At 47.2% G+C, this 13,932-nt stretch carries 12 protein-coding genes; 9 read left to right on the top strand and 3 right to left on the bottom strand.

Going from position 1 to position 13,932, the window contains the following annotated elements:
• From Q0668_RS00910 to Q0668_RS00920, 3 genes are all read left to right on the top strand, one after another.
• Positions 1–723: tetratricopeptide repeat protein (locus tag Q0668_RS00910; protein WP_298859007.1), on the top strand; the 723-nt coding region annotated here is incomplete at its 5' end.
• A complete protein-coding gene (locus Q0668_RS00915) occupies positions 660–1,445 on the top strand; it encodes a glycosyltransferase family 9 protein (RefSeq protein WP_298859009.1) in 786 nt (261 codons plus the stop codon). The genes Q0668_RS00910 and Q0668_RS00915, both read left to right, overlap by 64 nt.
• A gap of 409 nt (positions 1,446–1,854) precedes the next feature.
• Complete coding sequence (locus Q0668_RS00920) at positions 1,855–2,361, top strand: hypothetical protein (protein ID WP_298859011.1); 507 nt, start codon at positions 1,855–1,857, stop codon at positions 2,359–2,361.
• A 9-nt stretch (positions 2,362–2,370) separates the two neighbouring features.
• Here the strand turns inward: Q0668_RS00920 and Q0668_RS00925 are convergent, their stop codons facing one another.
• Positions 2,371–3,216 carry a SirB1 family protein gene (locus tag Q0668_RS00925; RefSeq protein ID WP_298859013.1) on the bottom strand — a complete coding sequence of 282 codons (846 nt, stop codon included), beginning with the start codon at positions 3,214–3,216 and terminating at the stop codon, positions 2,371–2,373.
• 426 nt (positions 3,217–3,642) lie between these two features.
• Between Q0668_RS00925 and tyrS the strand changes: the two genes are divergently transcribed.
• Both tyrS and Q0668_RS00935 read left to right on the top strand, forming a co-directional pair.
• Positions 3,643–4,866: a tyrosine--tRNA ligase gene (gene tyrS / locus Q0668_RS00930; RefSeq protein WP_298859015.1), complete on the top strand. Its 1,224-nt coding sequence runs from the start codon at positions 3,643–3,645 to the stop codon at positions 4,864–4,866.
• Positions 4,867–5,058: 192 nt separating this feature from the next.
• Positions 5,059–6,141, top strand: a complete 1,083-nt coding sequence (locus tag Q0668_RS00935; protein ID WP_298859016.1) for a Gfo/Idh/MocA family oxidoreductase — start codon at positions 5,059–5,061, stop codon at positions 6,139–6,141.
• 116 nt (positions 6,142–6,257) lie between these two features.
• On the opposite strand, the gene Q0668_RS00940 is transcribed toward Q0668_RS00935, so the two are convergent.
• On the bottom strand, positions 6,258–8,696 hold the full coding sequence (locus Q0668_RS00940; RefSeq protein ID WP_298859018.1) for a CehA/McbA family metallohydrolase: 2,439 nt from the start codon (positions 8,694–8,696) through the stop codon (positions 6,258–6,260).
• A gap of 43 nt (positions 8,697–8,739) precedes the next feature.
• On the bottom strand, positions 8,740–9,375 hold the full coding sequence (locus Q0668_RS00945; protein WP_298859020.1) for a CPBP family intramembrane glutamic endopeptidase: 636 nt from the start codon (positions 9,373–9,375) through the stop codon (positions 8,740–8,742).
• A 285-nt stretch (positions 9,376–9,660) separates the two neighbouring features.
• Here Q0668_RS00945 and Q0668_RS00950 point away from each other — a divergent pair, with 285 nt between their 5' ends.
• The 4 genes from Q0668_RS00950 to Q0668_RS00965 form a co-directional block, all read left to right on the top strand.
• Entirely contained in the window at positions 9,661–10,710 is a 1,050-nt protein-coding gene (locus Q0668_RS00950) for a rod shape-determining protein (RefSeq protein ID WP_298859022.1), read from the top strand.
• Positions 10,711–10,728: 18 nt separating this feature from the next.
• On the top strand, positions 10,729–11,694 hold the full coding sequence (locus tag Q0668_RS00955; protein WP_298859024.1) for a rod shape-determining protein MreC: 966 nt from the start codon (positions 10,729–10,731) through the stop codon (positions 11,692–11,694).
• Between the two features lie 15 nt (positions 11,695–11,709).
• A complete protein-coding gene (locus Q0668_RS00960; RefSeq protein WP_298859026.1) occupies positions 11,710–12,249 on the top strand; it encodes a hypothetical protein in 540 nt (179 codons plus the stop codon).
• A 16-nt stretch (positions 12,250–12,265) separates the two neighbouring features.
• Positions 12,266–13,932, top strand: a 1,667-nt coding sequence (locus tag Q0668_RS00965) for a penicillin-binding transpeptidase domain-containing protein (protein WP_298859028.1), incomplete at its 3' end; no start/stop codon positions are given.

A 13,932-nucleotide genomic window follows, 5' to 3' on the forward strand; every position in this document is an offset into this window, starting at 1 on the left:
TGGCGCAAATCGCATGCCAAAGCGAAGGAAGTCATCTGGGAAATGCGGGATCAAAAATCGTATGAATTGAACAAAGACAATCTGGAAACCTACGAGAAGTGGGCCGATGTATTGAAGCTGACGGGTGAGCTGGAGCAGGCGGAGCGCATCTATCGGGAACTGCTGGAAAAAACACCAGACGATTTTAATCTCTCGCTGAAACTGGCCTATGTCTTAGTATTGGAACGTCAGTATGCAGAAGCGATCCAGTTATATGAATTCGTATTGGAAAGCAATCCCAATCATTATCAGATCCTGGTCAGTATGAGTTACGTCTATGAATTACTGGGAGATGTTCCTGCAGCGGTGCAGACGGCGCAGCGCTCGATTCAGGCGGCCCCCGATCAACCTGAGGGTTACAATAATCTTGGTAACTCATTCAAGCTGCAACATAATATCGAGGGTGCTTGTGAAAATTTCGAGAAAGCGCTCAGCTTGCGTCCTGATTTTTCCATTGCCGAGTTCAATCTGGCTACAATGCAGTTGTTGAAAGGCGACTTAACAGCGGGTTGGCCGGGTTATGAGCGACGGGCCGACGGGCAGACGTCGATGCTGCATCTGCTGGTTCCAATCCCTCTGGTCCTCGCTGGGAGGGAGAATCGCTGGCAGGGAAAACCATATTGTTATGGTGTGAACAGGGATTTGGTGACACGCTGTTATTTATTCGGTTTGCGATTGAGTTAAAAAAGCGAGGAGCCGCTCAAGTTTTATTGCTCTGTCAGAGGGAATTGGCAGACCTTTTGAAATTAACACCTGAGATTGATCAGATTTTGATCGAAGGGGACGAACTGCCTGATTTTGATTATCAATGCGCTTTGTTAAGTGTGCCCCTTTATCTGAAAACCAGTCTGGAAACCATTCCCGTTGAGATTCCTTTTTTAGTACCCGGATCGGATAGGCAACAATATTGGTCTGATGTACTGGCAAAACAAGAGGGCAAAAAAGTCGGTTTCAACTGGAATGGCAATATCAAATTTTCAAGAGATCATTTCCGATCTGTTCCGTTAGAGTCATTTTTGCCTCTCGGTGAAGTCAAAGGAGTGCAGCTCGTCAGCTTGCAGCAGGTCAATGGATTAGAACAGATTGAGCCTTTAAAAACGTTATGGGATTTGTTTGAGCCGGGGGCAGAATATGAGGCTGAGACCGGTTCATTTATGGAGGCGGCTGCTCTCATTCAAAATATGGATCTCGTGATTACCTCTGATACTGCGACGGCACACCTTGCCGGTTCTCTGGGAGTTCCTGTCTGGATTCTGGTATCGCAGATGCCTGAGTGGCGGTGGATGCTTGAGCGAACGGATAGTCCCTGGTATCCGACGGCCCGGCTGTTTCGACAGGAAACACTGGGTGACTGGAAGCCTGTGATTGAGGAAGTCAAATCAGAACTGGAACAGTTATTTCAGTAGGCTTGATCCTGTATTTCTTTCAGAAAACAAAATTACGGTATAAACCTCGCGCTTAAATTGAGAACACCAATCTCGACGCTAAGGCATTATCAGTATTGCGATTCGCGTCGTTGTCATTTTTGACAGTGGTGCCTTTCGGTGCCGATTATTCTACCTGAAATCATTGTATTGGTTTTCACTGGTTGTGAACTTCTTTCATTCGCCGATGAAATTTGACCCGCGATATTTTTTAAACTAAATTTCAGTTACCTCTCTCCCTGCAGCTCTCCCGATAGCATTTCCTTTGCGCGTGATTCTCTCTAAAGATGCTGGAATTCCATTCCGCATTTCACTGGTAGATTCGTTTTAACTCAGTTTCAAGAAGTTTTCGATTCGATTAATTTTAAGTCGAGTTAGCAGGTCTGGTCTCATGGTAGATGTATACGAAAGCAGAAGAATATTAAGCAGTTCCAAGGAAGTTAGATCTCCCGAACTCGAATTAGATAAGAGGGATGCTTTTCTGCAGGAGACGCAACAGTTTTCCTGTTTGCGTCGGATACCCGAAATAAATAAATTGGCTGAGACGGTTGTTGCCAGTTGGTATCTGGAACCGGCAGCATTCAGCAGTCGTAAATGGCATCGTATTCCTTGCGAGCGGCCGATTGGTCTGGCAATGATCGATCTGAAATCGAAACAACTGGGACCGCAACTCCAGATCGTACAAGGTCGTAACCTTTCCATTGAAGGCTTTTCTTTTTCTCATCGAAAGCCAATTACTTCTCGAGAAGTGGCTGTGACATTCGATTTGGAAAAACCTGTGATGGAGTTTCTGGTGATTCGCCTGGCCTGGAGCCGATTTTCAGAAGATCGACTTTTTCAAAGTGGCGGCAAATTTCTGTTCCAGGTTGAGGCTGCTGCTGCCCAGTTTAGTGAGTGAGCGACTCAATCAGTTCCATTGTGCCAGTTCGGTATGCACTCGCTGGAGCATCATTTTAATATCAGACTGTTCCGATTCAGGACAACTTTTCAGACAGCCTTCGAGTAATTCAACAGCCAGGCTGAGCTGTTTTGTCTGATAGCTTAGGGCCGCCAGATCTTTTTTGAGTGTGTTAGAAAGTGGACTTAACGCGAACAGTCTGCGTTGTACATTCCATGCCCGCTGGTAGTCCTGCTGTTCTTCATGAATGCGTTTGAGGTTCATCAGCATGCGTACTACAATTTCACGATGAGTGGCGGGCTTTAAGAGTCTGGTGAGTTCATTGCGGGGGAATTCTCCCAGTTGGGCCAGGTGAGTTATACATTCCTCTTCAGTGTAAATGTCACCTTTTGAATAGGGATCAAGAAAGAGAGGCCCCGCCTGCGAATCATAGCGTACAAGAAATTGTATGGGAGCAGCGACTCCCTGAATATCAATGCCGAGTTCTTTTCCGACCGCCATATAGATGAGCGAGAGTGAAATGGGTAGTCCCAGTTTGTTTTCTATGACACGATTTAAATAGCTGCCCTCTGCCTGATGATAGCAGATCGTATTGCCGCTGAGGCCGTGTTGTTTTGTTAGACAGTCCACAAAGCATTGCAGGAGAGTTCGGTCATCATTGGCCATCGCAACACGCCCGGAAAGCTCGGCGGCCCGTTGCTGAATCCATGTGTAAATCGACTCAAACTTTAGATCGGGTTGATCATCGCGGGCCAGTTCTAAGGCGGCCGTTGTGAGATCGATATAATTATCATGGTGCAGGAGTTTTGAAAATTCCTGATCCTGTTTGAATTGAAGTATCGTTGAAATGTCCATCAAAGACGGGCTTTACTTTCAGTGTGCGGACTGTGGTCGAGTATGAATTATAATGAGAGATGAAGCAATTTCGAGATAGCATTCTTGTAACGGATTTTGCAGAATTTCATCAATGCCATTTGTTCTCTCTGCGGAAGAAAAATTTGACTCTTTGTAAAAATGATAAGTCAGAATGATTTAAATCTGGTCGAATGAGTTCAGTTCCCAGGACCAAATACTGTAAGTTCGCCTCACAAGAGGTGCGATTCAGTGAGAAGCTCCTCTGTAAAAACCGGATATTATCATGGGATGCCTCAATAGGTCAAATCGTATGGAAATAAACGGTCAACATGCTGCTGCCTAGATTGACGCTTGTAGTTTGAGTCGGCAAAATGGTCGAAACCCTTTTTTAGATTCACTTTATTGAGATAGAGTCTGGTACGTTTCATGCAATTTTTGCCTGTGGAAGAACAATTGGCGATAATCCGCCGTGGTGTTGAGAAGATCGTTCCTGAACAGGAACTGGCGGGAAAGCTCAAATGGAGTCGGGAGACCGGTACTCCATTACGGATCAAATACGGGATTGACCCGACCGGGATTGACCTCCATCTGGGGCATACAGTTCCTATGAGGAAGATGCGTCAATTTCAGGAGTTAGGGCATCAGGCCGTCATTATTATTGGTAATTATACAGCGCTTGTGGGCGATCCCAGTGGCCGGGATGAAACACGGGCGCGCCTTACAGCCGAACAGGTAGAAGCCAATGCAACCGATTATCTCAATCAGGTTGGAAAAGTAATTGACCTTTCCAACGCGGAAGTCGTACGGAACGGCGACTGGTTCAGCAAAATGAATTTCGCAGAAATTCTGGAACTCTGCAGTAAAGTGACTGTGGCCCAGTTACTGACTCGGGATGATTTTTCCAAACGTTATCGTGAAGAAGCCGCGATATACCTGCATGAGTGTTTGTATCCGATTATGCAGGCCTGGGATTCGGTGGAAATCAAAGCTGACATTGAATTGGGGGGAACCGAACAGCTCTACTCCTTCATGCTGGCCCGTGATTTACAAAAAGATCAGGGATTGCATCAGCAGGTGAGTGTGATGTCGCCGATTCTGGTTGGCACCGATGGTATCCGCCGCATGGGGAAAAGTCTGGGCAATTACATCGGCATTAGCGAATCTGCTTATGAGATGATGAAAAAATTCATGCAGCTTTCTGATGAAAGCATGCCGATGTTTTTTGAATTGTTGACAGACTTTCCACTGGAAGAAGTGAACGTCATTTTGAAAGGGCATCCCAAGGACGCGAAAGTGCTGTTAGCGAAAACGATTATAACCGAATATCATGATGCTGGTGCCGCGGATGATGCAGCCGAGCGCTGGCAGAAGGAAATTGGTTCGGGAGGGCTACCATCTGAGATCCCTGTCGTGTCATTATCGAAATCTGAATTAAACGCTGATGGAACTCTGCCTGCGGCAAATTTGTTGAAGCAGGCCGGACTGTGTAATTCAACCAGTGATGCGCGCAGGTCGATTCAACAGGGAGGGGCCAAAATGGGTGAAGAGAAATCAAAAATCGAAACTCATGATCAGGCGATTCCTGTAGAATCGGGTCTTCTGTTGTGGGTTGGCAAAAAACGATTCTGTCAGATCGAGTTAGTTGATTGAGGCGGATCTGGTCTGAATCAGCGGCCTTTTATTCGCAAACAGGGGAAATGATTCTGCGCGCATTGCATTCATAAGGAATACTTCGTAAAACTTTGTTTTAACCATTGATAATTAGCTTTCGTTCTCCCGATTCAGTGATGCACACTGGTGGGAGACAAACATTTTTCGAACGAAGGACAGGAAGCAACAGTTATGGCAACAGGTTTTGGAATAGTCGGCTGTGGCATGATTTCGAATTTTCATGCAAAGGCTCTCGAAGATATTCGGGGAGCCAAGCTGGTCGCCTGCTTTGATCGATTTGCAGGTTCGGCTGATAAATTTGCAGAAGCGAATGGTTGCACGGCCTATCATGATTTGGACGAAATGCTGGCAGATCCCAAAGTGGATATTGTCACGATATGCACTCCCAGTGGTGCGCATATGGAACCGGCTGTCGCCGCTGCGAAAGCCGGTAAGCATGTGGTGGTGGAAAAGCCGCTGGAAATTACACTGAAGCGTTGTGATGCAATCATAGATGCCTGCAAAAAAAATAAAGTCAAGCTGGCTACAATTATGCCGTCTCGCTTTGGAACCGCTAATCAGGAACTGAAAAAAGCGATTGATAAAGGCCGTTTCGGAAAACTGACAATGGGTGATACCTATGTTAAATGGTGGCGTACCCAGGAATATTATGACAGTGGCGGATGGCGCGGTACCTGGCTGATGGATGGAGGCGGCGCGTATATGAATCAGGCGATTCATAACGTCGATCTCTTATACTGGTTCATGGGTGAAGTCGCTGACGTAAACGGTATGACGGGAACTCTGGCTCATAAACGTATCGAAGTAGAAGATACGGGAGTGGCCACCATTCGATTTAAGAACGGTGCCCTGGGTGTGATTGAAGCAGCGACCAGCGTTTATCCTGGTCTACTCAAAAAGACGGAAATCTCTGGTACACAGGGAACCGTGATTATTGAACAGGATGATGTTTTGCACTGGGAGTTCGAGAAGGAGCTTGCCAATGACAAAAAAATTCGTAAGGATCTTGCGAAAAAGAGTGGTAATACGGGCGGTGCCAGTGACCCCTCTGCGATATCCTTCGCTGGACACACGGAACAGTTAAAAGACTTTATTAAATCAATCAAGTCCGGCAAGAAACCACTGGTCGATGGTAACGATGGTCGAAAGAGTGTCGAAATCATTCTGGCGATTTATCAATCTTCATGGACGGGTAAGCAGGTTTCATTGCCATTGAAACGTGATCCGAAAATTCCGGGCAAGAAGAAAAAATAAACTTCTGTGGAGAGACTGCGATACGCATTCAAAAACAGGCTGGCTTTCGAGTCAGCCTGTTTTTTTACATATTCAGCTGAATAATGATGGGCTAATTAGTCTTGAAAGTGTCTGACTTATTTCGCAATCATTTTTTGATAAACGGCACGGGCTGTGTTGAGTTGTTTGTGAACATGTTCGTGTTGTTCTGGTGTCGGAATTCGGTTTCGTTGATGTAATTCCATTTCCAGACGGTCAATCCAGGCCAGGAACAACTCTGCTTCGACGGCTGATTCGACAGGCTGATCGACTACCTCCAAATAGACAGGGTTAGAGTGTGCATAGAGCCGATTTGCATGGTGATCAGCGTGTTTGGGTCCTGAAACGCGAAATGCAATCCAGCCACTTTGGTCGACTTTGACCGGTTGATTGAAGACGAGCTCTCCTTTTTGATTCGGCTTTGTCTTCGAAATGACTTTACCATTCAGGATCAATTCCCCTAGATCAAGGGGGAACTGGGAAACTCCTGTTGCCTTGAGTTGCACATTGCCTGGTTTGGTGAGCTTGATCACCGAGCCTGCCAGCTTGTCGTTGACTTTGAATTCCAGCATCGGGCCATTGGTGACAAAGGAGCGGCCGGTACGCAACCCGTCGATCCATTTTTGATATTCAAGCGGGCCATTGATGTTGACGTAAAGGCGATCCTCTCCTGGATAGCGACTGCGGATCCGATTCAAAAAACAATCGGTTCCCGCCGATGCCGGTAATCGAAATCCACAATTCAGAAATTTGTACCAGGCTCCCAGCGGAGTGGGGTAACCGGAATTGATATCAAGCGAATCGATATGTCCCAAAGCAACATCAACGGGTATGCCTTTCGCGGAATAAGGTCCTTTATAAGGATCTTCAAAATGGCGAAAGGGATGCGTGTAGTTAGCGTGACCATGATGACGGTGCGTTTCCAGAGCGATATCACTATTTGTGGGAACGTCCCAGGGGTTTGTTGTATCTTTAAATCCAGTAAAAATGGGTTCGACCAGTTGTTTCAAATTCACCAGCGTCATATGTCCCCAGAAGGTACTGCGGAATTCCTGATTCCAGTACAAAATTGTTTCTTGTGTAGAAAGATGATCGGGACGTCCGCGGAAGAACTCTCGATCAAAAACGGCATCCGTGTCAGAATTCGCGACAACCAAATTGCAGATATTCAGATTTTCTCCTGCACACTGTGCAAGAACAGTCTTTGGCTGGTTATACCAGTGACCATATCCATAATTGGCATGAATGTGATTCTCACCGCTATACCAGCCTTTGGCAGGTTGATTGATCCAGCGTTTTAAGGTAATCGATTCGTGAGTATCATTCGGTTCATCGGCATCGATTGTGATCTGTTGATGAACTGGACGATATTCAAATCCTCGTTGCACAGTCACTTGATATGTTCCCGGTGGTAAATCGACTTCGCACCGTTCGCGACAATAGAAAAAGCAATCAAAACCACGTATTGAAACGCGATAGAGCGCATCCAGGGGGGCAAAGTATTGTCCCTTATCTGATTTGATGACGACGCGCGTAGTGATAGGCTTTTTTGTTTGTTCATCAATGGTGGAAAGCCGAAGTTTCTTAAGACGTGGTCTGGTATAATGCACCACACTTTGGTCGTTCGTCTCCAGGTCGTGCAAGACCAGTTGAGTGAGTCCTTTGTGGTTATCGGTATAAAGAACTTGTGAGGCGCTGATGTCTGTTGAAGGGCGATCTTCATCGGCTTGTCCGAAGGTCATTTTTTTCATAAGTCGCTGTGGGTCATCGAGGGGGACTCTCCAAAGATCGTTGTGCACGCCTCCCAGCTCAGACACGACGATCAGTTCTCTTTTCTTTCCCACCCAGGCGAGATCATGAATACGGCTGGGAAATTGCATGATTTTTTGAGGCTGCCCCCCCGTTGCCGAAATTTGCCACAGGTCTGCCTGAGGGCCATTATTGCCGGTTTGCTGGCCGAAGAGGTCCATGGTTTTCGCATAGGCGATCGTTGTACCATCGCCGGAAAGTGCGAGCCATCTGATATATTGAGGCGGTGAATGCAGGGGGCTTAACTCTCCTGTTTTCAAATGGAACCAGCTTAAGCCCATTTTCTTTGTCGGCAAGTAAAAATTTCCTAAAATCTGTGAACCGTCTGGATGAAAATAAAGTTTGCCGCGCGCGATGACTCTTTTGGGTAGAGGAACCGCTGTTTTTGTTACGACATTGATCACGTTTAATAACCCCGTCGTGAAAGGGGGGCTATGAATATATGCGATCTGTTTTCCATCGGCAGACCAGGTTGGCTCAATGTCATAAGCGGCTCCTGAAGTTAATTGTCGTAGTGGACCCTCAGGCAAGGGATTGATCCAGAGCGATCCTTGCCAGGAAAAAACAACCGATTTTCCATCAGGAGAAAGTCGAGGATGAATCGCACCAATGGCCGCTGTTTTAATTTTTTGTAGTTGAACGTTTTCTGAGTGTGCAAATTTTGGTGGAAGAATCAGGCCAACGCACAAGATAAAGAGAAGAGATAGAAAACGTTGAGAAGTAGACATCGTTCAAGCTTTCCAGTGTTATGGGTACGCAACAGATAGCTAATTAGACTTCCGATTTTTCCGCTATGACCTGCTGACGATAAACGCGGAGGATATAGACGAAGCAGCAGAAATCATAAATGGTGTGCGTTGTAATGGGAATCAGTAAATTTTGTGGCGAGAACAAGATGAGCAGCAGGCTCAGGTAGACACCCATCAACGTGGCGATGACTACATACAAACGAGTAACCGAGTGAACGATTCCAAACAACAAATTTGTGAAGATGATCGCTGCTATGATTCCATACTGTGATGCCCAGGATTGTAAGACGCCGCGAAAGAGCATCTCTTCTCCCAGTCCGATAAAAATGGAGAGAATAAACAATTCCAGGATTGAGCCATGTTCAATTCTGGGTCCCAGTTCGGCTAGCAGAAATTGTTTGATCTTTTCAAATGCGGGAATCGGAACACGAACAGAAATGAGAAAAAATAGAAACATCGGTAGTGCCGCGCCGATGCCGATGAGTAAATCAATCCAATTCCAGTTGAGATGCTGAAGGGGACTTACTCCCAATACCCAGCCTACTCCGAAGGCAATGAAAATAAATGCAATGGAAAAAAGCGAGCCACCTAGAATGAAGAATTGTTGTTCTTGCCCCAGGGTTTCGTTGATTTCTTCTTCATCTTCCGAATCAAACATGTGTAGTCTGTCCACTCTCTCTCGATAAAGCATCGGCAAATATCATAATGAATTGTCAGGCACCAGGGCCAGAATGTCTATCCTGGGCTACCAGGATTTCCTGTTTTATCTATGGTTGGTGGTTTCGTAACTGCATCTTGCAGAAAATCACCATCTCGAATACATTTTCCCAATCTTAACAGGATGTTTCGTGAATCGCAGGGTTCTTAGTGGCTGACGACTGAGATTGCCGCGCGTTTACTTTCCAACAGTTTACTCTTTTTCATAAGAAGCGGTAGTGCAAGGATGCTGCACCGTTTACGTCAATGGCTCTGCCCTGACCTGGCGATTGATCTGGGAACCGCAAATACCATTGTGTCTATCCAGGGCGAGGGGATTGCGCTGGATGAGCCCTCGGTCGTAGCGTTGCATAAGGGAAGCCGCAAGATTCTGGGTAATGGAACCGCGGTTGGCAAGCTAGCCAAACAGATGTTGGGCCGCACGCCTGACAGCATCATCGCTGTCCGTCCTCTGAAAGACGGAGTGATTACTGACTTCGAACTCTGTGAATCCATGTTGCGTTACTTCATTCACAAAGCCCGCCATCATTCACGCGGACTCAGGCCACGGGTTGTGATTGCTGTACCCGGCAGTATTACGCCAGTTGAAAAACGCGCTGTCTTTAACAGTGCCGAACGTGCAGGAGCAGGGCGTGTGTATCTGATTGAGGAATCGAAGGCCGCTGGTATTGGCGCCGGATTACCAATTTCGGAACCAATGGCGAGCATGGTGTGTGACATTGGTGGAGGTACGAGTGAAGTAGCCATTATGAGTCTCGGCGATACGGTGGTGAGTAATTCGGTTCGAATTGGTGGAGACAAATGTGATGAAGCCATTGTGGAATATATGAAACAGCATTTTTCCTTACGTATCGGCGTGCAGACGGCTGAGGAACTCAAACTGGATCTGGGGAGTGCTTATTCTCTTGAGCAGGAATTGACGGGTGAGGTCAAAGGGCTGGATATCATCAGTAGTATTCCGCGTAAGGCCATTGTTACCAGTGAGGAGCTTCGCGATGCCCTGCATGGGCCGTTGGAGTTGATCTTGAACTGTTGTAAGCAAACGATCGAACAGTGCAAGCCGGAACTGGTTGCTGATCTTGCGGACAATGGTATGGTGATCACTGGAGGTGGTGCCCTGCTGCGGGGGATCGAATTATATATGAGCGAACAATTGGGAATTCCGGTTCGATCAGACGAAGATCCGCTGCGCTCTGTCGCACGGGGAACCGCCATCTGTCTGGAGCATCTGAGCCAATGGCGGCATACTTTTGATAATGGTGAAGGCGACTTTTAAAGAGACGGATCTCGATCTATGAAGCGTGCGACGCGGTCATCGGAAATCAAGCTGGCTCTACTGGCAATTCTGACAGGCATCTGCCTGTATCTGATGCCGTCTGCCTATTCAAGCCGCTTGTACAATCTGATTCGTGATGCCTCCAAACCTGGTCTGGTTTTGGTACAGCAGATCAAAAGCTTGCGATATGCCTCTGCAGAAACCCCCTTGCCCCTGACAGATGTGAAACAGCTTGAGACAAAATTATCTGAACTACAGCAGGAAAATCGACGCCTTGAATTGCATTCTCTGAAATTGAGCGAAGACCTAGGTCGACTCAAACAAACGGGGGTTCCCTCCTATCAATCATCGGCGGGGGAACGGTTGCTGGTTCCCGATTTGATTGAGGCTGAGTTACTGGGCGATTCCTCCATTGCGTTGTTAAAAGAAGGAAAACTGTTGAATCAGGGAGGTGAGCGAGGCGTGTTTGAATCCTCGTTCGTTTTGGAGTCGGACCTGCCTGTGATTGATCAGGGAGAGCAGCAGGGTGTCAAAGCGGGTTATTCGATTTATGCCGGGCAGGCAGTGATCGGAAAAGTCAACGAAGTGGGACGTTGGACAAGCAGTCTGATTCCTGTGACATCGGTTGACTATCGGGGATCAGCGCGAATTGCCCGCAAGACAGAGCAGGGATTGCAAATGGGCGTTGATGGAATTCTCGTCGGAATGGGTGAAGGGAGATGTCAGTTATTACAGATCCCGCCTACAGAATCGATCCAGATCGGACAAGAAGTTTATACGGGAGAAGTCGATCGAGAACTCCCCCTGAGTATGCAATCGACATTGGGACAGCCGATGTACTATGGTCGTATCATCGATGCCAAACTCCCTAGAGGGGCTCCTTACTGGAAGATCATTGTTGAGCCTGCCGTCAAACTTTCCGAAGTCAAACAGGTAAGCGTACTCCGAAAGATTGTAAATCCGCGTCGCATGCTGACAAACTGAGTGAGGAACCGATTTTTGAAATTATTCAGTCTATTAATACTCTGTTATATCCTGTTGATCATTCAGATCAGTGTTGTACCTGAAGCAATCGTTGCCGGTAGTCGTCCGAATCTGATCTTAGTGATGTTGTGCTTTACCCTGTTCTGGTGCCGGGATGCGACGGTCTTTCTCTGGGGAATTCTGGCAGGGCTGATTTACGAGACCTTTGATTCTGCGATACCCGGTACAGGAGTTTTGCTTTTGACGAGTCTGGTCTGGGTGGCTTTGCGGGTTCAACTACATTTTCAGATCCGCTCGCTCATCAGTCGCTTTGTGCTGATCTTCGTATTGGCGTTTGTGTTTGATGGTTTGTTCCAGATACTGAATCGTCTGGAAGCGAATACATTACCCAACCTGAGTTCGCTGGCTCATCATGCGGCTGGCAATGCACTTTATACCGCTGTTGCAGGCTTTGGTCTTTTAGTCTCATTCAAAATCATTTTGCGACTCGTTCCCATCGAGTTCGGGCAGAGTCTGCGAAACGAATCCGTTTATAAATCCCGATTTTCTCACTAAGTGAATTTTCAGCTCGATGCGAAATCGTCCCGGCAATAATGATCCTCATTCAGATAACGATGCGTCAGGGCAGTCGTTTCAGGTGGATCGTATGCCCGGTGTGCGCGTTTTTCTGTTGGGGCTGTTGCTGGTAGTTCCTCTACTGGCGGTAAGCGGCCGCCTGCTGTTTATTCAGTTGATGAGTGCAGAATTATTTTACTCTCGATTTGGTCAAACCACGGAATCATTCGAGACGATTCCCAGCCGCGATGGACGGATTGTTTCAATCGATGGTCGCGTGCTGGCGATGGATGTGGAACAGTTTGACCTGCAGTTGCATTACCGCTGGATGGAAGAACCTCCCAATGCACGTTGGTTAAAGCAGCAGGCGCTGATGTTGCTGGAGCCGTTAGATCGTCGAAATTCTGACAAGGTTGAAACAGCAAAGGAAAAAGTGCTGGGGCGTCGTCAGCAACTTTGGGATGAACTGGCGCAGGTGACGCAAATGACACCCGGGGAATTACAGGCGTCTCGCCAGAAAATTCAAGAACGGATTCAGACGATCATTGAAAGCGTCAATGAGCGAGCAGCTAAGAAGTCAGCGGGAACGCAGCCATTAGAAGTGGCTGCCGAATCGAAGGCAAAAACCAAATCGGATGAAATGATGGGGATCTGGAAGCTTCTGAAAGAGACATTAACGAGGCCTCCTCGTCGTTCACGGAAAGACCGGATTGTTGTACGCGAAGAACTGAATTATCACACGATCATATCAGGGATTCCCCGAGAAATGGCCCTGGCGATTTCGGCGCATCCGGAGCATTTTCCAGGTGTGAATATTCAAATTGCGACACATCGAGAGTATCCGCAGAAAACAGTGGCTCCGCATGAAATTGGAATTCGTCATCGTATTGATGAAAAAGTTCTGGCCGCCCGAAAACAGCGTTTCCCTGATGGAGATCCCCTTGATTATCGGGAAGGAGATCGGATTGGCAAAATGGGAATTGAACGTTCTTATGATCGTTTTTTACGTGGATTACGCGGTTTGAAACGGGTTGTTAAGAATCGACAGGGCGAAATTATTCGCACGGAAGTCATTCGAGAAGCGAAGTCTGGTGATGATGTCGTACTGACATTGAATACGCAATTACAGGGAGAGGTTCAGGATCTGCTTGATCAGGCATTGGATGGATTACAACAGACTGCTGAAGAGAATAAAGAGAGTTCGCTGGAGGTTTCTGCAGGTGGATGTGTGGTCGTGTTGGATGTGCGAACCGGAGCGATAGTCGCGACGGCTTCTGCGCCGCGCTATGATCTGAATTTGTTATTGAATCCATCGCAGGAAGAATGGAATGCGGTACTCAACAATCCCAAACGTCCTCTGTTTCCGCGGGCGACTCAGATGATGCTGCCTCCAGGTTCAACGTTTAAAGCACTGACTGCCATTGCGTTATTGGAAAGCGGCAAGATTGACCCGGATGAATATTATCAATGTCGTGGTTATCTGGATCGACCAGATCGGCATCGGGATTATATTTATCGTCACTTTGGAGTCGGGCATAACGATATCAATTTGTCGCAGGCATTAAGCCAGTCTTGCAATGTTTACTTTTTTCAAGCAGCTCGCAAAATGGGGCCGGAGACGATTTATCATTGGGCCGACCAGTTGGGCTTTGGTAAACCGACGGGCGTGGATATTCCCGGTGA

This window comes from uncultured Gimesia sp. (assembly GCF_937910335.1).
Lineage (GTDB): Bacteria > Planctomycetota > Planctomycetia > Planctomycetales > Planctomycetaceae > Gimesia.

Bases quoted from the DNA above. Each gene is read 5' to 3' on its own strand.
- Q0668_RS00920 (WP_298859011.1), top strand. From the start codon at position 1,855: ATGGTAGATGTATACGAAAGCAGAAGAATATTAAGCAGTTCCAAGGAA.
- Q0668_RS00925 (WP_298859013.1), bottom strand. From the start codon at position 3,216: ATGGACATTTCAACGATACTTCAATTCAAACAGGATCAGGAATTTTCA.
- tyrS (WP_298859015.1), top strand. From the start codon at position 3,643: ATGCAATTTTTGCCTGTGGAAGAACAATTGGCGATAATCCGCCGTGGT.
- Q0668_RS00935 (WP_298859016.1), top strand. From the start codon at position 5,059: ATGGCAACAGGTTTTGGAATAGTCGGCTGTGGCATGATTTCGAATTTT.
- Q0668_RS00940 (WP_298859018.1), bottom strand. From the start codon at position 8,696: ATGTCTACTTCTCAACGTTTTCTATCTCTTCTCTTTATCTTGTGCGTT.
- Q0668_RS00945 (WP_298859020.1), bottom strand. From the start codon at position 9,375: ATGTTTGATTCGGAAGATGAAGAAGAAATCAACGAAACCCTGGGGCAA.
- Q0668_RS00950 (WP_298859022.1), top strand. From the start codon at position 9,661: ATGCTGCACCGTTTACGTCAATGGCTCTGCCCTGACCTGGCGATTGAT.
- Q0668_RS00955 (WP_298859024.1), top strand. From the start codon at position 10,729: ATGAAGCGTGCGACGCGGTCATCGGAAATCAAGCTGGCTCTACTGGCA.